Source organism: Priestia sp. YIM B13551, from assembly GCF_042787905.1.
In the GTDB taxonomy this organism is placed as follows: Bacteria; Bacillota; Bacilli; order Bacillales; family Bacillaceae_H; genus Priestia.
On the sequence record NZ_JBHZOX010000002.1, the window covers coordinates 1,023,103 to 1,041,663 of the forward strand.

At 38.5% G+C, this 18,561-nt stretch carries 19 protein-coding genes; 5 read left to right on the forward strand and 14 right to left on the reverse strand.

From position 1 onward, the window contains the following. Window positions 1-244 precede the first annotated feature (244 nt). Entirely contained in the window at window positions 245-937 is a 693-nt protein-coding gene (locus ACFX4N_RS14925; RefSeq protein ID WP_013058756.1) for a copper homeostasis protein CutC, read from the reverse strand. Window positions 938-1,188: 251 nt separating this feature from the next. After that, complete coding sequence (locus ACFX4N_RS14930) at window positions 1,189-2,010, reverse strand: polyadenylate binding domain-containing protein (protein ID WP_377261706.1); 822 nt, start codon at window positions 2,008-2,010, stop codon at window positions 1,189-1,191. Between the two features lie 165 nt (window positions 2,011-2,175). Here ACFX4N_RS14930 and ACFX4N_RS14935 point away from each other — a divergent pair, with 165 nt between their 5' ends. Continuing rightward, entirely contained in the window at window positions 2,176-3,603 is a 1,428-nt protein-coding gene (locus tag ACFX4N_RS14935; RefSeq protein ID WP_081252164.1) for a cryptochrome/photolyase family protein, read from the forward strand. Window positions 3,604-3,816: 213 nt separating this feature from the next. After that, window positions 3,817-5,049, forward strand: a complete 1,233-nt coding sequence (locus ACFX4N_RS14940; RefSeq protein WP_377261709.1) for an ATP-binding protein — start codon at window positions 3,817-3,819, stop codon at window positions 5,047-5,049. Between the two features lie 346 nt (window positions 5,050-5,395). Here ACFX4N_RS14940 and ACFX4N_RS14945 read toward each other — a convergent pair whose 3' ends face one another. Together ACFX4N_RS14945 and ACFX4N_RS14950 are read right to left on the reverse strand one after the other, a co-directional pair. Beyond that, on the reverse strand, window positions 5,396-5,881 hold the full coding sequence (locus tag ACFX4N_RS14945) for a metal-dependent hydrolase (RefSeq protein ID WP_013058760.1): 486 nt from the start codon (window positions 5,879-5,881) through the stop codon (window positions 5,396-5,398). A 116-nt stretch (window positions 5,882-5,997) separates the two neighbouring features. After that, a complete protein-coding gene (locus ACFX4N_RS14950) occupies window positions 5,998-6,165 on the reverse strand; it encodes a hypothetical protein (protein WP_013058761.1) in 168 nt (55 codons plus the stop codon). Window positions 6,166-6,288: 123 nt separating this feature from the next. Between ACFX4N_RS14950 and ACFX4N_RS14955 the strand changes: the two genes are divergently transcribed. Continuing rightward, window positions 6,289-6,531 (forward strand): hypothetical protein, encoded by a 243-nt coding sequence (locus ACFX4N_RS14955; RefSeq protein ID WP_029320678.1) that lies wholly within the window; start codon window positions 6,289-6,291, stop codon window positions 6,529-6,531. 36 nt (window positions 6,532-6,567) lie between these two features. On the opposite strand, the gene ACFX4N_RS14960 is transcribed toward ACFX4N_RS14955, so the two are convergent. The 3 genes from ACFX4N_RS14960 to gabT all read right to left on the reverse strand — a co-directional run bounded on the left by ACFX4N_RS14960 (window position 6,568) and on the right by gabT (window position 10,898). After that, a complete protein-coding gene (locus ACFX4N_RS14960) occupies window positions 6,568-7,992 on the reverse strand; it encodes an NAD-dependent succinate-semialdehyde dehydrogenase (protein WP_013058762.1) in 1,425 nt (474 codons plus the stop codon). A gap of 31 nt (window positions 7,993-8,023) precedes the next feature. After that, window positions 8,024-9,394, reverse strand: a complete 1,371-nt coding sequence (locus tag ACFX4N_RS14965; RefSeq protein WP_013058763.1) for a sigma-54 interaction domain-containing protein — start codon at window positions 9,392-9,394, stop codon at window positions 8,024-8,026. A 148-nt stretch (window positions 9,395-9,542) separates the two neighbouring features. Next, on the reverse strand, window positions 9,543-10,898 hold the full coding sequence (gabT, locus tag ACFX4N_RS14970) for a 4-aminobutyrate--2-oxoglutarate transaminase (protein ID WP_013058764.1): 1,356 nt from the start codon (window positions 10,896-10,898) through the stop codon (window positions 9,543-9,545). A 276-nt stretch (window positions 10,899-11,174) separates the two neighbouring features. On the opposite strand from gabT, the gene ACFX4N_RS14975 reads away from it, so the two are divergent. Beyond that, window positions 11,175-11,600 carry a DUF2621 domain-containing protein gene (locus ACFX4N_RS14975; RefSeq protein ID WP_013058765.1) on the forward strand — a complete coding sequence of 142 codons (426 nt, stop codon included), beginning with the start codon at window positions 11,175-11,177 and terminating at the stop codon, window positions 11,598-11,600. Between the two features lie 31 nt (window positions 11,601-11,631). On the opposite strand, the gene ACFX4N_RS14980 is transcribed toward ACFX4N_RS14975, so the two are convergent. From ACFX4N_RS14980 to ACFX4N_RS14990, 3 genes are all read right to left on the reverse strand, one after another. Further along, window positions 11,632-12,123 (reverse strand): CcdC family protein, encoded by a 492-nt coding sequence (locus ACFX4N_RS14980; RefSeq protein ID WP_013058766.1) that lies wholly within the window; start codon window positions 12,121-12,123, stop codon window positions 11,632-11,634. Window positions 12,124-12,231: 108 nt separating this feature from the next. Further along, a complete protein-coding gene (locus ACFX4N_RS14985) occupies window positions 12,232-12,798 on the reverse strand; it encodes a DUF2179 domain-containing protein (protein ID WP_377261714.1) in 567 nt (188 codons plus the stop codon). Window positions 12,799-13,008: 210 nt separating this feature from the next. Beyond that, window positions 13,009-13,716, reverse strand: a complete 708-nt coding sequence (locus ACFX4N_RS14990; protein ID WP_377261717.1) for a cytochrome c biogenesis CcdA family protein — start codon at window positions 13,714-13,716, stop codon at window positions 13,009-13,011. Between the two features lie 140 nt (window positions 13,717-13,856). Between ACFX4N_RS14990 and ACFX4N_RS14995 the strand changes: the two genes are divergently transcribed. Beyond that, window positions 13,857-14,033 carry an aspartyl-phosphate phosphatase Spo0E family protein gene (locus ACFX4N_RS14995; RefSeq protein WP_013058769.1) on the forward strand — a complete coding sequence of 59 codons (177 nt, stop codon included), beginning with the start codon at window positions 13,857-13,859 and terminating at the stop codon, window positions 14,031-14,033. Between the two features lie 22 nt (window positions 14,034-14,055). Here the strand turns inward: ACFX4N_RS14995 and ACFX4N_RS15000 are convergent, their stop codons facing one another. The 4 genes from ACFX4N_RS15000 to sirA form a co-directional block, all read right to left on the reverse strand. After that, window positions 14,056-15,861 (reverse strand): ABC transporter ATP-binding protein, encoded by a 1,806-nt coding sequence (locus ACFX4N_RS15000; protein ID WP_013058770.1) that lies wholly within the window; start codon window positions 15,859-15,861, stop codon window positions 14,056-14,058. Continuing rightward, the gene (locus tag ACFX4N_RS15005; RefSeq protein WP_063672572.1) at window positions 15,851-17,614 is read right to left on the reverse strand and encodes an ABC transporter transmembrane domain-containing protein; all 1,764 of its coding nucleotides are present in this window, start codon (window positions 17,612-17,614) and stop codon (window positions 15,851-15,853) included. Before ACFX4N_RS15005 ends, ACFX4N_RS15000 begins: the two co-directional genes overlap by 11 nt. A 90-nt stretch (window positions 17,615-17,704) precedes the next feature. Further along, the gene (locus ACFX4N_RS15010) at window positions 17,705-17,917 is read right to left on the reverse strand and encodes a YneF family protein (RefSeq protein WP_013058772.1); all 213 of its coding nucleotides are present in this window, start codon (window positions 17,915-17,917) and stop codon (window positions 17,705-17,707) included. Between the two features lie 90 nt (window positions 17,918-18,007). Next, entirely contained in the window at window positions 18,008-18,448 is a 441-nt protein-coding gene (gene sirA / locus ACFX4N_RS15015) for a sporulation inhibitor of replication protein SirA (RefSeq protein ID WP_013058773.1), read from the reverse strand. Window positions 18,449-18,561 lie beyond the last annotated feature (113 nt).

Below are 18,561 nucleotides of genomic sequence, written 5' to 3' on the forward strand. Positions count from 1 at the left end.
TTCAATTGATAATGATTTTCATTAACAATTACAACAATAAATGATAATGATTATCACTGTCAATGATTATTCTGAAAATATGAAATTATTCCTATTTCACTCTAAAGTCGGGAAAACGCAGCATTTCTCTTATGTATCAAGGATTCAAAGAGTTTTATGATGTTTTCCATTTAGGGAAAACTATGTAATAAGTCCCTTTCTATTTCCAAATAAAAAAGTGCTACAATTCCTTGTAGCACTTCTGTTACTTTTGCTTATTCATCGTTTCTTTTGCAGCTTTTACACTCCTTGGGTCAAGCGGTTTCGTATATTGACAATTCACTCGAACCCCTGAACCAATACGAATTTCTTTCACGGGAGTAACCGATAAGAACGCTTGAAGATTTTCAGGTTTCAGCCCTTTTGTCCCGATTAAAATAATATCTTTATCTTTCATTCTTCTTAACAGTTTTTTAATATGAGGAATACCGTTTAGCGCACTTTTATCCGCTCCTGAAGTCATGACACGCTGAATTTGCTTATAGCTTACAAGCGTTTCAAGCGCCTTTTCTTGATCACTGATTTCATCAAATGCTAAGTGGAACGTTACATTCATTTCTCCTGCCGCATCCAGCAGTCGCTTTAAAGCTTGCTCATCAATAATTTTGTCTTCTGTTAAACAGCCTATTTCAATTCCATCAATGCCAATTTCTCTTGCATAGTGAATATCTTCAATCATTGTTTGCAAATCATCTTCATCATACTGAAAAGATTGATTATGTGGACGAATCATCACAAATATTGGGATATGTATCGTTTCTTTCACTTTTTTCATCAAACCGTAGCTTGGGGTTAAGCCGCCTTCACCGATTCCAGTTACAAGGCTTATACGATCGGCACCATGTTCCTGGGCAACTTTAGCATCATGTAAGGTTGCAGCTGTGACTTCTAATATCATTCTAAAAACACCCTTTCCCCTTTAATATAGAGCTTTTGCCTTCTTTTCCCTGTATTTATACTTAAAAAACTCTACCAAACTCTCTTATGTAAGAAAACACCCAAAAGATGTGATTAATATTTTCAAAAAATTGAATGTCATGGAAAAAGAGTAAGAACTATTCTTTTTCTCATGACGTTTCAATTAATAAAATTCTATATTTATACTAAAGATTCAAAAATACATCCCTTTTATCTAGGGTAAAGGGTTTATTAAAAAGAACGTGGATTTGTTTGTTGCATGAACATCCAATCATTTAAAGAATGAGGCTGCTGATGACCAACGGGTGCTGAGAAATCGCGGCATCCGCAATCATGCATCGGCATTTGACCCATTCCTCCTTGCATTGGCGGCATTCCTCCTTGCATCGGCATTTGGCCCATTCCTCCTTGCATTGGCGGCATTCCTCCTTGCATTGGCGGCATTCCTCCTTGCATCGGCATTTGGCCCATTCCTCCGTGCATTGGCGGCATTCCTCCTTGCATCGGCATTTGGCCCATTCCTCCTTGCATTGACGGCATTCCTCCTTGCATCGGCATTTGGCCCATTCCTCCGTGCATTGATGGCATTCCTCCTTGCATCGGCATTTGGCCCATTCCTCCGTGCATTGGCGGCATTCCTCCTTGCATCGGCATTTGACCCATTCCTCCATGCATCGGCATTCCTTCTTGCATCGGCATTTGACCCATTCCTCCATGCATCGGCATTCCATCTTTCATCGGCATTTGACCCATTCCTCCATGCATTGGCGGCATTCCTCCGTGCATCGGCATTTGACCCATTTCTTCATGCATTGGCGGTAGCTCTCCGTACATTGGCATTTGATTCATTCCTCCATGCATCGACGGCATTGCATCTTTCATCGGCGGCATTTCTCCGTGTATTGGCATTTGATTTGCGCCTTCTTGCATCGGCATTGCCTGCATTTCTTTTGCAGAAGGCATAGGCGGCATTTTAGCAGGTTTAGGTGCTGCTTGCATATATGGATTGGATATCGGTTGTCCGGTTTGTTTCATTCCATACGAATTTCTCATTTTTAAGGGCTCCTTCCCATTCTCTTACTCTGTTTACGTTATTCTTTTTACCATCAATCTGAAATTCGTCCATAAGAAAATAGGCCTTCTACACATTCAAAATTGTAGAACGTATAAGAAAAAAGCTATAATCGAGGCAAATTGCAGATAGAAAGGTGGCACATGATGAATAAAACGATTATCGTATGGATTCGAAAAGATTTCCGGCTAGTTGATAACCCAGCTCTATTTCACGCAGCTAAAGAAGGAATGGTTGTACCTGTTTATATCCATGACGACTATGAAGAAAGCTCAATGGGAAGTGCAAGTAAATGGTGGCTTCACCATGCGCTGAATGACTTTAAAACCTCGATCAAAAAAATAGAAGGAACGCTGATTGTACAAAAAGGAAACCCTAAAGATGTGTTACAAAAATTACTCCATGAAACGAATGCACAAAATATTTATTGGAATAGCCGCTATGAACCACATGCGCTAAAAAGAGATAAAGAGCTTCAAGCTTTTTTTTCAGAGCAACAAATAAATATTCGCACATTTGAGGGGTTTCTCCTTCATGAACCTTGGAAAATCACAAAAGAAAATGGGGATCCTTATAAAGTGTTTACAGCTTACTATAAAGCTTCTCAAAAACATTCAGTATCTTCTGCTGTAAAAAAAGTTACTTCCATACAGGCCTCCTCTAAACCGGTTGAATCTCTTTCAGTCTCAGATCTCGATTTGCTTCCAAGCATACCGTGGGATGAAACGATTAAGTCGACGTGGGAAGCTACGGAAAAAGGCGCTATTGATGTCTTCAAAACGTTTTTAAAGAATAAGCTGCTTCATTATGAAAAAGGACGAGATTTTCCTGCTGAAGCATTAAATTCATTTCTATCTCCTTATTTGGCTACAGGACAGCTTTCAGCTCGAGTCCTTTATCATTATTTGAGAACTAAAGCTGAAAAAGTAGGTTCTGATGCTTTTGAACAGCAAGCTGAAATGTTTATTCGTCAACTTATATGGAGAGATTTTGCTTATCAGCTGCTTTATCATTTCCCGCACACTACAACTGAACCGCTTAATGAAAAATTCAAGCAATTTCAGTGGGCTGACGGCAATGAAGAGCTTCAAGCTTGGAAAAATGGAAAAACCGGCTATCCCCTTGTCGATGCCGGAATGCGGGAGCTGTGGGAAACAGGTTTTATGCACAATCGAGTTCGAATGGTAGCTGCTTCCTTTTTAGTAAAGCACCTTTTAATTCATTGGAAACACGGAGCAAATTGGTTTTTTGATACCTTAGTAGACGCAGATTTAGCTAATAATACAATGGGGTGGCAGTGGGTTGCAGGCTCGGGAGCAGACGCCGCGCCATATTTTCGTATTTTTAATCCAATTACTCAATCAGAAAAATTTGATAAAGAAGGAGAATATATTAAAAAGTGGCTTCCAGAGCTTAAAGATATTCCTTCTTCTTATATTCATAAACCTTGGGAGGCCCCAGCAGACGTATTAGAAAAAGCAAACGTTACACTTAATAAAACATATCCGGCTCCAATTGTCGATCATAAAGCAGCTAGAGAGCGAGCGTTGGAGCATTATCAGCACATCAAATAAGAGGTAAATCAAGCCTCTTATTTGATGTGCTGAATTTTTTAAATGTGTAAAAAATTCCATTCCTCATCTATTTACAACTAAAAACATGTATTTGAAATCTCTTTATAGGGTTTTCAAGCCCAATTCCCCTCTCTATAGCACATTTGATTTTTCATATTTTTTCCTATAATTTGAATATATAATAATGATTATATATGCTTGGGAACTCTCTCATTGCATAGATCTGATTGGAGTGATTCGATGCCCGTTTGTCCTTCTTGTAACTATAAGGAAGATTATAATTTTTGCAGAATGTGCGGCACTCAAGTTCGGCACACCATCGCCAACCAAGAAGATCAGCCTTTTTATCCATTAAAAGATCGAATCATTACGGATGACAATGAACCAAAGCATCAAGCTATTTTATCTCATACCCATGATTTAGTATGTGCTATTACTGAAGATGGCATTTATGAATACGCTTCTCCTTCTTACGCTAAAACGTTAGGCGTTTATCCTGATGAGCTTATTGGACAACATGTGCTTATCAATGCGTATCCCGAAGACAAACACATAATCTCGACTACTTTAGCTAACATGAGCAAAACAAAAGATGCCTCCACATTTGAATACCGAAAGTTTCACGTGAACGGCACCATCGTTTTATTAGAATGTAAAGGCGTTCCAATTATTACATCCACTGGAGAAATCGAAGGGTTTGTATTTGTCTCACGAGACGTAACAGAAAAAAGACAAGCAGAGAAAAAGATCCGAAATTCAGAAAAACTTTCTGTCATTGGTCACCTTGCTGCAAGTATCGCACACGAGGTTAGAAATCCTTTGACAACCATTAAAGGGTTTGTACAACTGTTCAGTGAGACACAGCAGCCGAAAAAAACAATGATTTATCGAGATCTCATTCAGCATGAACTTTCACAAATTGAACATATCATCACAGAGTTTATGAGTTTAGCTAAACAAGAGTACGTATATACAGACAACCTTGTTATTACCGACTTGTTAGATGAGGTATTAAAGCAATTTGAACCGGTTACTGGAGTCAAAAACATCCGCATCTTTCGTCACTATCCAAAAGAACATCCTCTGCTCGTTAGTGGGCAAAAAACACAGCTAACCCAAGTATTTATTCATATTATACAAAACGCTATTGATTCGATGGAAAGCGGCGGCAAGCTGGCGGTATCGATTGAAAAATCAGCTAGAGAAACGCTGTGCATTGTGATAAAAGACAATGGATGTGGAATTGATTCAAAGCGTATCCCTCATATAGGAGAGCCTTTTTATACAACAAAAGAACGAGGAATAGGCCTGGGACTAACAATTTGCAACAAAATTATTAATGAACATAATGGTTTTTTTCATGTATCCAGTGAAAAAAATGACGGCACAAGTATTACCATTACCCTTCCTATGAAAACGACTGAACTTTACGTAGTGGAAGCCTAAAAGAGAGGTTGAGACATAACTAAATCACTTCCATTTAAAGACGAGCAAATTAGATAAATGCTCTAGTATAAATGGCCTTTTACACCGCTGTTGATATCCTTACAAGGCTTCGCTTTCCGCGGGCGGCCGATAAGCCTCCTCGTCGCTAGGCTCCTGCCGGGTCTCTTCTAGGCCGCTTTTCCCGCAGGAGTCTTCGCCTTGCCCTCCAATCAACCGCTAGAAGCAACTAAACAGATGAGACCTACGTTCACCATTCCAATAAAAAACGAACCACCAATCAAACATTTTGATCAATAGTTCGTCATTCACCTTGGCTAACATACTTTTGTCCCAGCCTCTTCTTCCTTTAAAACAGCTGGGTGTACAGCTGATACTTATAAAGCATATAAAAACTTCCTATCACTGCCAGGTAAAAGATGAGAGTCTCTGCTCCGCTACCTGTTTCATATGTTAAAGGAGGCTTAAACTTCTTCTTGCTAAGAGGAGAGAAAAAAGGTACCCCTCGTTTAGAAAAGAAATCTCCAAGAATATGAAAAGCGTATCCATAGGCTATTCCTAATGTAAAATCGTTGTTATACATCGTATGTAAATAAAAAATAAGTCCGCTTGCAAGAATAGAATGCGTAATACCTCGGTGACCAAAAATAGATTTAATGACTTTTGCGAGACCAAGAGATCTTCTACCAATATATGAATTTGGTTCATCAATATCAGGAAGCAGCGCTCCAATCGCAATGCCTACAACATAAGGAAATGTAAACGAAGCGTCTCCTGTTATAGCCACACCGGCACCGGCAGCAATCGATGTTGCAATATGTGTGTGATATCTCAAATATGCCACCTTCTTTCTTTTTCAACTTAAGGCAAGCACCGTGACCAAAATCATACATATGTTCGCCCAAAGTTAACTATAAGTGAAGGTGGTAAAAATGTCAAAATAATCTATGGTTACGTAAACTGCAGACCGACTAATCCGATAAGCATCACAAGAAAACTAATAAGAGTACCCTTTCCATTTTTCTTTGCTCTTCCATCTTTTTTGACAATTGAATAAATCCACGTACTCGAATACACAGCGAATCCAAGAAAACCAAATAACGTGATATATGTAAACATGCCGAAACTCCTTTGCTTGTCATTACTATTAACTATACGAGATTTTATAAAAAAAACAAAGTAGTATGACAGCTTGTTTAATATCTCTTTCTTTTTCTTATACTAGGAAGAGGAGGGATGGCTATGCAACAGAAGCAGCTGGAAGATATATTCGACTTTTATGGGTTAAGTGAGGTTTATCGCGGCAATTTTGAGGATGTTGAACACCACTGGTTATTTAAAGACGTGGAGGCAACTATACTTGAAGATTTTTTTAACTCTCACGATTGCGAAGATCTCGAATGCTGTACTCTAGAAGAATTTTGTTTTTTATTCATGAATTTCCAATCCGTACATGCACAAATTCCCCACGTGTACTATTACTAAAAAAGTGATTTCGCAGGAAAGCGAAATCACTTTTTGTTAAAAGCCTAAAGAAATATATTTCACTTCTAAATATTCTTCAATTCCGTAATGTCCGCCTTCACGTCCAAGTCCACTTTCTTTAAAGCCGCCAAACGGCGCTTGTGGTGTAGAAGGTAGTCCATCATTTAGCCCTACAATACCATATTCTAAAGCTTCAGCAATACGAATAGCTTCTGAAATATTTTCAGTGAACACATAGGCTGCTAATCCGTAAGGCGAGTTATTTGCACGGCGAATAACTTCTTCTTCTGTTTGATACGTCGCAATTGGAGCAATTGGCCCGAATGTTTCCTCGTACATACAAAGCATATCATCCGTTGCACCATCTACAACCGTAGGTTCAACAAACAGTCCGCTTCCCTCTTCGCGTACAGCCCCTCCAGTTAAGACGTTTCCACCTTTTGCTACAACATCATCTAAGTGGCGCTTTACTTTTTCTAACGCTTTTTCATCGATTAGAGGTCCGATATCCGTACCTTCTTCTAAGCCGTTTCCGACTTTCAGCTGACTAACAGCCGCTGCAAACTGCTCTGCGAACGGTTTAGCAATAGACTCGTGCACGTAGATGCGGTTTGTACATACGCATGTTTGACCAGCGTTGCGGAATTTAGAAGCAATTGCATTTGTTACTGCTTTATCTAAATCAGCATTTGCTGTTACGATAAACGGAGCGTGTCCGCCTAATTCTAAAGACACTTTTTTAACCGTATCAGCTGCTCCGCGCATTAACAGTTTACCTACTTCTGTAGAACCCGTAAACGATAGTTTACGTACACGTCCATCTTGAAGCCACGCTTCTCCAATCGCTTTTGCATCTCCCGTAACTACATTAATTACGCCTTTTGGAATACCTGCTTCTTCTGCCAGTTCTGCTAGACGAAGAGCCGTCAATGGCGTCTGTTCTGCCGGCTTAATAACCGCTGTACATCCAGCTGCTAAAGCTGGCGCTACTTTACGTGTAATCATTGCTGCCGGGAAGTTCCACGGCGTAATAGCTGCCATGACTCCCACAGGCTGCTTGTGAGCAAATAGACGTTTATTAGGAGAAGAAGCTGGAATTGTTTCTCCATAAATTCGTTTTCCTTCTTCTGCGTACCATGACACGAATCCGTTGGCGTAGCCAATTTCACCTTTTGCTTCTTTAAGAGGCTTACCTTGCTCGACTGTCATTATTTCAGCCAGTTCATCCGTGTGTTCTTCAATCAGCTGATGCCATTTAAATAATAGTTTGCCGCGCTCTTCTGCTGTTTTTTTAGACCATGTTTGAAACGCTTCATAGGCAGCATCTGCTGCTAGCTTCGCTTCTTTTTCTCCACCTTTTGCAACGGCAGCTACTACTTCATTTGTCGCTGGATTTACCACTTCGTATGTATCATTTGCTGAAACAAATTCTCCGTTAATATATAAGTTTGCTTGCTTCATATTTCTTCACTCCCTGCTTAAATTTATCTACTCACTGTTCGGTGCTGTCCGACACGTATTTTCGGATTTTACGACTCGCTTGTGATTGGCTAATACCAAGCTGTTCGGCTACTTTGTAAGATGACCTATGCTGTTCAAACGCCTTGATGACCATTTCTTTTTCCACATGTTCAATCATTTCAGGAAGCGTATGAACAGGTGGATCGATAGCAAACTCTTTTGCAAACGGCAAGTCTTTAAGCGTAATCATTTCTTCTCCTGTAACAACCAGGCGCTCAATGATATTTTCCACTTCGCGAACGTTTCCTTTCCATTCCTGACCTAAAAATGCATCTAATGCCTTTGGTGATAAGCGTACATTACGTTCGTATACCGTATTAAAATGATGAAGAAATTGATAGACAAGAGGCAGAATATCTTCTTTTCGCTCTCGTAAAGGTGGAATCGTAATTGGCACTACGTTAAGTCGATAGTACAAATCACGTCTAAACTTTCCTTCTTCGACCATTTGCTCCAGATTTTGATTCGTAGCAGCAATAATTCGTACATCTATTGATACTGCTTTTGTTGAACCCACGGGACGAATTGTACGGTCTTGCAGTACATGGAGCAACTTACTTTGTGCTGAAAGAGAAAGTTCACCAATCTCATCTAGAAAAAGCGTGCCTTCGTTCGAAAGCTCAATGATACCTTTTTTCCCTTCTCGAAATGCTCCAGTGAACGTACCGCCTTCATAGCCAAATAGCTCTGATTCAATAAGCTGTTCAGGAAGCGCTGCACAATTAAGCTCATGATACGGCTGCTGTTTTCTTGTACTAAGCTGGTGAAGCAGTTTTGCTACTCTGCTTTTTCCTACCCCTGTTTCTCCAAGTAAAAGAACGGTTGTATTTACAGAAGCAACTCGTTGAATGGTTGAAAAAACTTTTTTCATCGCTTCACTTTTTGTCACGATGCCTTCTAAATCCACGGCTTCGTTTAACTCTTTTTTATAGTTTTCAAGCTGTTCTTCCATCTCTTCTACTTTTCGTTTTAATTCCATTAAGTCTGTGAGATCCCGAGAATAGCTAATAACGCTTTTTAAATGCCCGTCGTTTGTAAATACCGGCCTTGTCCGCACATGAAGATACCGGCCGGAGTTTGTTTTTTGAACCAATTCAATTGCTTGATTAGATTCAATCACTTTTAGCGTGGCCGAAGGATAAAAAATACCCATTTCCTGCAGTTCTTTTACGTGCTTTCCAATAAAATCTTCCACTTTCAAAGCATAGTTTTTTTCACACTCTGAATTTACAACTAACACATATCCATTTGCATCAGTTACAAAGATTTCATCAAATGATGACTCAAATATATCGTAAAGTTCGTCGTTAATTTGCTGAATATGCTTTTTATGAATGGTCATTTGAATCACCTTTTCGTCAAAAAATAATTATTATTTTATTTTATCAGAAAATGAAACATCTATAAATAGAGTGTCCAAACATACCCATTCTTTGTAATTCATGAAGAATGAGTGAAGAGTTTTCTCTTCACTCACATCTCAATTTCTCTTACACTTCAACCGTTTGCTGTACGCTTGCTTCTAGTGCTTCTTCAAAAATAGCTAAGCCTTCTTCTAGCTGCTCATCCGTAATAACAATCGGCATTAAGATACGAAGAACGTTTCCAAATACTCCTGCGCTAAGCAGTAATAATCCACGTTTGTTTGCTTCTTTTACGATACGCTGTGTAAGCTCTTTGTCCGCTTCTTTTGTTTCACGGTCTTTCACAAGCTCAATCGCAGACATCGCTCCTAATCCGCGAATATCACCGATACAGTCATATTTTTCTGCTAGTTTTTCAAATCGTGATGTTACCACTTTTCCAAGGTACTCACCGCGTTCGTTTAGCTTTTCTTCTTCAATGATATCAAGTACAGCTAAGGCTGCTTCACATCCAAGAGGACTTCCACAATACGTTCCGCCAAGCTCACCAGGATTAGATTCATCCATGATTTCAGCACGGCCAATGACACCGCTGATTGGTACGCCAGCTCCTAGTGATTTTGATACCGTAATTAAATCAGGCTCAACGTCAAAATGTTCAATACCGAAGTAGCGGCCTGTACGTGCAAATCCTGCTTGAATTTCATCTGATACAAATAAAATTCCGTGCTCTTTACATAATTGATACACTTCTTGCACAAAACGTTTACCTGGAACAATGAAACCACCTTCACCTTGAATCGGCTCCATTACAACAGCTGCAATCGTTTCCGGTGCTACTTCTGTATTTAAGAAGTTTTTGAATTCTGTAATCATGAAATCTTCGTATGCTTCAACTGATAACCCTTGTGGACGGCGATACTCATAAGGATATGGAGCTTTGTAAACTTCAGGAGCAAACGGTCCAAATTCATATTTATATGGTTTTACTTTACTTGTCATTGTCATTGTCATTAATGTACGACCATGGAAACCGCGGTTAAAGGAAATAATTCCTTGACGCTTTGTATATTTACGAGCAATTTTCACTGCGTTTTCTACAGCTTCTGCTCCGCTATTTAAAAGTAATACTTTCTTGTCAAATTCACCAGGTGCAATTGCTGCCAATCTTTCTGCAAGCTCTACATATGACTCATACATCATTACATTAAATCCTGTGTGAATAAAACGATCTACTTGTTTGTGAAGCGCTTCTTTTACTTTTGGATGACTGTGTCCTACATTGATTGTGCCAATTGCGCCTACGAAATCAATAAACGTATTGCCATCGACATCTTTAACGATCGCCCCTTCAGCCGTATCAGCAAATGTCGGAATGCCATAACTTACACCTTTCGGAATGGCACGGTGTCTTCTATCTAATAATTGCTTTGCATTTTCTCCCGGTAAATTTGTTGCTACTTTGCTAAAAGTTTGACTCATTTTTTATCTTCCTCTCATATTAAATAATTCTTCAATTAGTTTATATGCAAAAAACGTGCCAACTTTTAAAAAGCTGAAAAATAAGGATTTTTAGATAATTCTAACGATAATTTACTCGTCAGTGAGTCTATATAAACTTATCGATGAGTCAAAAAAGACTTTCTTCTCCTACAAAGTACAGGAATTTTATATTGCCATAAAAGGAACAAGGCTTTTATAATAAATGTATAAATATAGTAATGTTTTGTTTAACCTCTTTATAAGGGAGTGAAAAATATGCTAGAGGGCTGGTTTTTATGGGTTATTTTATTTTGGGTTGTCTTTTTAATGAGCATGTTTGCTATCGGCGGATTTTTTATGTTCAGGAAATTTTTAAAGCGCTTACCAAAAGAAGACGGCATGTCTGAGCTTGATTGGCAAGATCACTATCTTTCCAAAACCGTCCACCTTTGGTCAGCGGATCAAAAGCAGCTATTAAACGTTCTTGTTGAACCAGTACCTGAACTATTTCGCGATGTAGCCAAACAAAAAATCGCGGGAAAAATTGGGGAACTCGCAATTGAGGAACAAGCAGCCTCTATAACGGAAGACTTAATCGTACGTGGATACATTTTAGCTACGCCTAAACGTGATCATAAATTTTTATTAAAAACATTAAAAAAGCAAAAAATAGATGCCGTCCCCTATCAGCATTTATTTTAAATCAAAAAAGGTGGCTGCGTAGCCACCTTTTTTAGTTTAATATCGTTGTATTAGCAAGACGATCATTATGCAGCTTTCGTTCGAGCTTTTTGTACGATGTGTACATAGCAATGCGCCAAGGTACAATCATACCAAATGCTAAGATCCAGAACATACCGCCAAGCTGGCCAACATCAATTGAAGAACTTAAATATATTTTCATTGCAATTCGAATAATAAGCAAACCAATAATAATGAATGCAAAAGCTTTTGAACGCTTCAAGTAAATATGATCGTCACGAATTTCAAATTTAGACGTTTTAATTAACAGGATTGAGAAAATCATGCCTGCTATTAACGCCTCAAGCAGTTCTGCACCCGTTACTCGAAACATTGGAAAGATAAACATTAACGCTCCCGTACTCATAAAAAAAGGCGGAAGTATAATTTTTTTTGCATTCGTTGGTTTATCAGCAGCTTTCATTCGAACAACTAATATGAAAGAAGCCATAAAAATTGCGACAAGTGTTGAAGCAATAACCAATGAAATCCTTCCTTTACTATAGTTTAGTGTTTACTTATATTATAATCCAAAAAACATCAGAAGTAAAAGTGCAACAAAAAAACAGAAGAGGATCTCTTCTGTTTTTATTTAGTAGAGGTGATATCTGCTTTTGCTTTTTGCTTTTGCTTTTTGCTTTTGTTTTTGCTTTTTCATTGCTTTTAGTAAGAACCCGCCTTTAAATTTACGCGGCTCGTATGAAATAATGAAAGCACGAGGCTCATATTCTTCAATGAATGCTAATAGCTCTTCTTCTCTACTTCTTTTTGTTAAAATGTCTAATCTATAGCGTGCACTGTCTCTTCCTTCTCCTTGGTAAACAGTAACACCAAAACCTTCCTGTCGAAGGCGGTTAATCAACTCTTCATTTTTGGTCATAAGGTTAACTAAGAATGTTGTATATCCGATAGCAAGTCTAGATTCGATATAACTTCCAAGGATAATTCCCACTCCAAACCCAACTGCATATACAACCATAGCAAGCGTGCTTTGATCTCCTGAAAATACCAGGGATAAGCCGAATACATAAATTAACGCTTCAACAAATCCAAAAACCGAGGCATACATACTCATACCTTTGACTAAAAAAATTGTGCGCAGCGTCAAGATCGGTACATAGATCAGTTGCAAAAGCAAGATTAACAAAATATCTTTCAATTTATACACCTCTTTTTAACAATTAAAAATATGACGATTTTATTGTATCACTCCGTATTTATAGAAGATATAGTAAAAATAAATTTTTTCTATATATTTTTTCACATCATATTTGTGCTTATTTCCTAAGAGCGAAAGTAACTATTTTGTCTTTTAAAAAATAAAAAGAATCTGCCAATTCCCAGATTCTTTTTGTATCACTTTCCCTTTTCAGAAGCCCGTAAACCCTCCGAATACGCTCGTTGTATAAATAATAATTTTTGTCATCCAGTCAAAATACAAAATAAATCCCATTCCAATCATTGCGTATCCGCCAACTTTCATCATGGAATTCATATGTTTTTTTAACCAGTTCATTTTCCCAATAAAAAACGTCATAATAAAAAATGGAATAGAAAATCCAAGTGAATAAGTTATCATGTACAAAAGACCGGAGCCTGGGTTTGTCGCTGCAAGCGCCATAACCGATACTAAAATAGGGCCCGTGCACGGAGTCCAGCCGGCAGCAAAAGCCATACCAATAAAAGAAGAACCTATGAGTCCAGCCGGCTTATTTGCGAATTTAAGCTTGTGTTCCTGCATAAGAATTCGAGGCTTAAAAATCCCTAGTACAACTAGACCAAAGAAAATAATAAGAATAGCGCCAATCTGCCGAATTAAATCCTTATAGTTAAAAAACCACTGACCAATAAAAGAAGTGGCAAAGCCAATCATAATGAAAATAACAGAAAACCCCAATAGAAAAAAAGCTGTGTGAATAAAAGCTTTGCGCTGATGTGACTTAGCGCCTTCCTTTAGCTCGCTAACTGACACTCCTGTTATGTACGATAAAAAAGCTGGGTACAAAGGCAAACAGCAGGGTGAAATAAACGATAAAAACCCCGCGCCAAATGCCAAAAACAAATTTAAATCTCCCACATTTCCCACTTCCCTTTTTTTGTTCTTTTTGTTCTTTTTCGTTACCATTTTGTAACCAAATTGTCTTATCTCACTTCTTTCAAATAGTACCATTATCTTGTATAATTAGGTAAACGACTTGTTAGAAGGGATACATAGCATTGGCCAAAAAAGATATTCTATTAGCGATTGAAAAGAAACGAGAAGAACTCATCCGCATAGTCCGAGTAAGTGGATTAAACTCTCCACCTGCTATTAAACATAGTCAAGAATTAGATCATTTATTAAACGTTTACAATGAATTCCCTACTCAAACAACAGAAACAACCTCTTCATGAAGGTTGTTTCTTTTTTTCACCTTCACTCTATCAATTCTGTATAAATCTCTTTTACTCCTGTTTCTTTGCTGAAATTCTCTTCTTTTTCACTGTGCTGAAGCTGATACATATTATAGTACAAACCGCATTTGTTTAGCAGTTCAGCGTGCGTTCCTTTTTCGACGATTTTTCCTTTATGCAATACTAAAATACAGTCCGCGTGTTGAATGGTCGATAAGCGATGAGCAATCGCAATCGTTGTGCGGCCTTTTCCCATATCTCTTAACACCTCTTGAATCGCTTCTTCCGTTTCTGTATCAATGTGCGCTGTTGCTTCATCAAGAATAAGGATTTTAGGGTTTCGAATCACCGTTCTTGCAAATGCTAAGAGCTGGCGCTGACCGCTTGATAAAGTCGAACCTCTTTCCACTAGCACTTCATTATACTTATTAGGAAGTGCTTCGATAAATGCGTGAGCTTGCACAAATTTCGCCGCTGCTTTTACTTGCTCATCAGAAAAATGGTCTTCATGCAGCGTAATATTTCGCTTTACGGTATCGGCAAATAAAAAGGCATCTTGCAGCACCAGCCCTACCTCATCTCGAAGCTGTTTATTTGAAAAAGACGATAGCGGTTTATTATCGATCAAAATGTCTCCTTTTTGCTGCTCATAAAAGCGCATTAATAAATTAATGATGGAGCTTTTCCCGCTTCCAGTATGGCCTACTAAAGCCACTGTTTCTCCTTCGTTTACCGTAAATGATATATCAGAAAGCACATCTCGAACACCATCATAGGAAAACGTTACGTTTCTGAATTCTACCGTTCCTTTTTGTACCCCCTGCTTTTGTTCTCCTGTCATGACTGGATTTTTTTCTTTTTCATCCATCAAGTCAAATACCCGAGAGGCTGATACCATCGCTTGCTGATACATAGAAAGACGCTGCATCATTTCATTAACAGGTTCAAAAAAACGATCCAAGTAGTTGATAAACGCGTAAAGAACACCAATTTTAACAGGGCTGTCAGCTACGGAAATACCAAAATAACTGAGTACAAGAATAACGGCTAAAATGTAAAGTATTTCGACTGCCGGCCTCAGCAGCAAACCATCTAACTTAATATTGCGCATACCCGCTTTATAATGCTCATCATTAATTTCTTCAAATTCCGAGCGCAGCCGCTTTTCTTGACGAAATAACTGAATAATAGACATGCCTTGCAAAGACTCATGAAGCTTGGCATTTAATTGACTTAGCTTTTCTCGGAGCTGTCCGTAGTAAATAGCGCTGTAATGCTGATAAAGCTTCATAAGTCCCCAAATGAACGGGAGAAGAACTAAACAATAAAAAGCCAGCTTCACATCTAGCATAAACATGGCTATAAAAATACCGATCAAAAATACCCCATTTTGAATAAAAACCGCGATGACTTCCACAAACATTTCTTTCATGGCTTCCGTGTCATTTGTAATTCGAGATACCAGGCTTCCCGTTGGCGTGTTGTCAAAAAAGCGAAGAGCCAGGCGATGAACATGAGAAAAAACGTCAATTCGAATCTGCTGAATAATTTGAAGCGCAATTTTTTGAAACTGCAGAAGCTGAAAGTATTGAACGACAATTTTTAAAAGCTGTAAAAGCAAATAACTGCTCGCAAGCCACACAAGAGGCTGAAGAGGCAAGTACTTAGGAGTTAAATAATCGTCAATAAAAATTTTAATCAAAATGGGCCCTAATAAATCCGCAGCCGTAGCAATTAATAATAGTGTGAACGCTAAAAAAAATGATTTTTTATGCGGAATTGTATAGCGAAACAGACGTTTATGTACCGAAGAATGCTCAATTTTCATTTTTCGTCTCTCCTTCTTCTACCGCACGTTCAAGCTGCTGTCTATCGTACATATCCTGGTACCAGCCGCTCACGCTAAGCAGTTCCTCATGAGTTCCTCGCTGAATAATTTTCCCTTTATCAAGTACAAGAATCAGGTCTGCATGAGTAACCGAGCTCAGTCGATGCGCTGTAATAATCGTTGTTCGATTTTGACGTTTATGCTTCAGCGCTTGTAAAATACCCGCTTCCGTTTTTCCATCTACTGCTGATAGCGAGTCGTCTAAAATTAAAAGCTCAGGATCTAATAGAAGAGCTCTTGCAATCGAGATACGCTGTTTTTGTCCACCCGATAACGAAACGCCTTTTTCACCTACTATTGTTTGATAGCCATCTGTAAAATCGAGGATGTCTCTATGTACATTGGCAACTTTAGCCGATTCTTTAATTTCTTGATTGCTTGCTTCTCTTTTTCCAAACGCGATATTATCAGCAACTGTTGTTGAAAACAAAAAGTGATCTTGAGGAACATATCCAATGCTTTTGTACAATGAATCAAAAGCATAGTCTTTAATGTCTTTTCCTCCCCATAAAACAGCTCCGTCGCTTACATCAAATTCACGAAGCAGCAGCTTTAAAAGCGTGGTTTTCCCAGCACCCGTCTTTCCGACAATACCTAACGTTTGACCGCGAGAAAGTGTAAAATAAATTTCGTTTAACGTATATTCGTCTTCTTTAACATACGAAAACCTATGAATAACAGCTTCAATATTTCCTGTTGGCATTTCAACACTAGGATGCGCTGCTTCTTCAATCGAATTTTCTTCTTTTAATAAAGAAAATACCCTGTCATATGATGCTCTTCCTCGTTCCACAATGTTAAATAGCCAGCCAAACGCGAGCATCGGCCAAATAAGAAGGCCCAAATAAGTTGTAAAGGTAACAAGCTGCCCCAGTGTTAACTCTTCATTAATAACCATCTTGCTACCAAAAATAAGAGCAAGTAAAAAAGAAAGTGCTACAATAATCGAAATGGTCGGATCAAACAATGCATCTACTCGGGCTACTTTCATGTTCTTTTGGACAACATCTGCAGACTTAATGCGAAATTCTTCGACATCAGCTGCTTCTTCCCCAAACGTCTTAATGACTTTAATTCCGCTAATGCTTTCTTGAACCTTATCATTTAAAGTAGAAAATGCTGCTTGTGCGTGATGAAACCGCGTATGAAGCAATGTACCATAGTAACTTGTTAAAACGGCCATAAGCGGCATAGGAATAAGGCAAATAAGCGTTAATTTCCAGCTGATTGTAAGGGCCATTGTGCATAGAACAAGCCCTCCTGTGACAATCGAATCTACAAGCGTCAGAACGCCCGAACCCGCAGTTTGTTGAATAGCTTGAATATCGTTCGTTGCATGCGCCATCAAATCCCCAATTCGCCGCCGCTGATAAAAGGCCTGATTCATCTTGGTAAAATGAGTGTAGAGGGTATTTCTCAGCTGCTTGGCTAGTTTAACAGATGAACCAAATATCATAATACGCCATATGTACCTTGTGAAATAGGCCACAACAGCAGCTCCTAGCAAAATGCCAACCATCTGCATTAAGCGCTTTCCATTCAGCGTCCCTTCTTTAATGCCATCTACCGTTAAACCAATAATTTTAGGCGGGAGAAGTTCTAATGCTGCCACAATAATGAGCAGCGCTATCCCCGATATGTAAGACTTTTTTTCCTGTTTGAAAAACCACCATAGCTCTCGAAAAATTTTCATCGTATCCCCCTAGCCCCACAACCATTTTCTTATATCTATCATAAAACAAAAGACACCCTTCTGAATAGAGAGTGTCTGTCCAATTAACCATTATTTAATTTGGCCGTTCATTGCTTTCATCATTTGGTTAATTTTTTTCTGCGATGGTTTCATGCCCATTTGCATCATCATCATTTTTAACATTTGTTCATTAATTGGTGGATTTTTCTTCAGATAGCTCATCATATATTTACGAGCAATGAAAAATCCTAGCGCTATCCCAACAATTAATGCTAGAACACCAACTAGAATATACATTCCCATGGTATTACTTCCTCCTTCGTGTTGTCTAACTTACAGTGTACTAGACCATACGCTATTATACAATATTTCCGTTCCAATTTCCTTAAATAATTACACAAATTTTCTTGTTTTCACAGGCCTCAGCCAGCCGTATTCATCCGTTCCATAATTCACTGCTAAAAAACAAGGATCTAGCTTGCGTAATACTTCAAAAAAAGCTGTCTCAGCATCAACATTGCCATCTCCTTCAATTGTTATACAGCTATTCGTTAATTTTATAGATGCTCGACTTTTTTTATGAGGATATTCCAGCACAAACGTCTCTTGATGAGTAAAAAAATGAGGATAATGAGAAAACGCCTGAAGTAATTCTCGTTGAATAAATGAAATGGGCAGTTGCCGAGTAATGTAATGAACTTGTTTTTGTAAGTGCGTTTCCTTCAAGTGACGTTTCATTCTATATTCAATCAGCAGCTGATAAATGAGCTTTTCTCTTCGAAAATAGGATGATGCAACTTCTTCCTCCATTAAATATACTTCATACGTTCTCACGATTCATCCTCCCTTTCGGCTCGTTCTTTTTTGTACCATTATACCGAATGGTGTACGCAATGCTTGTCTATCGATGAAAAAATTCCTTTGTTTTTTTGTCGAAAAAAAGAGCA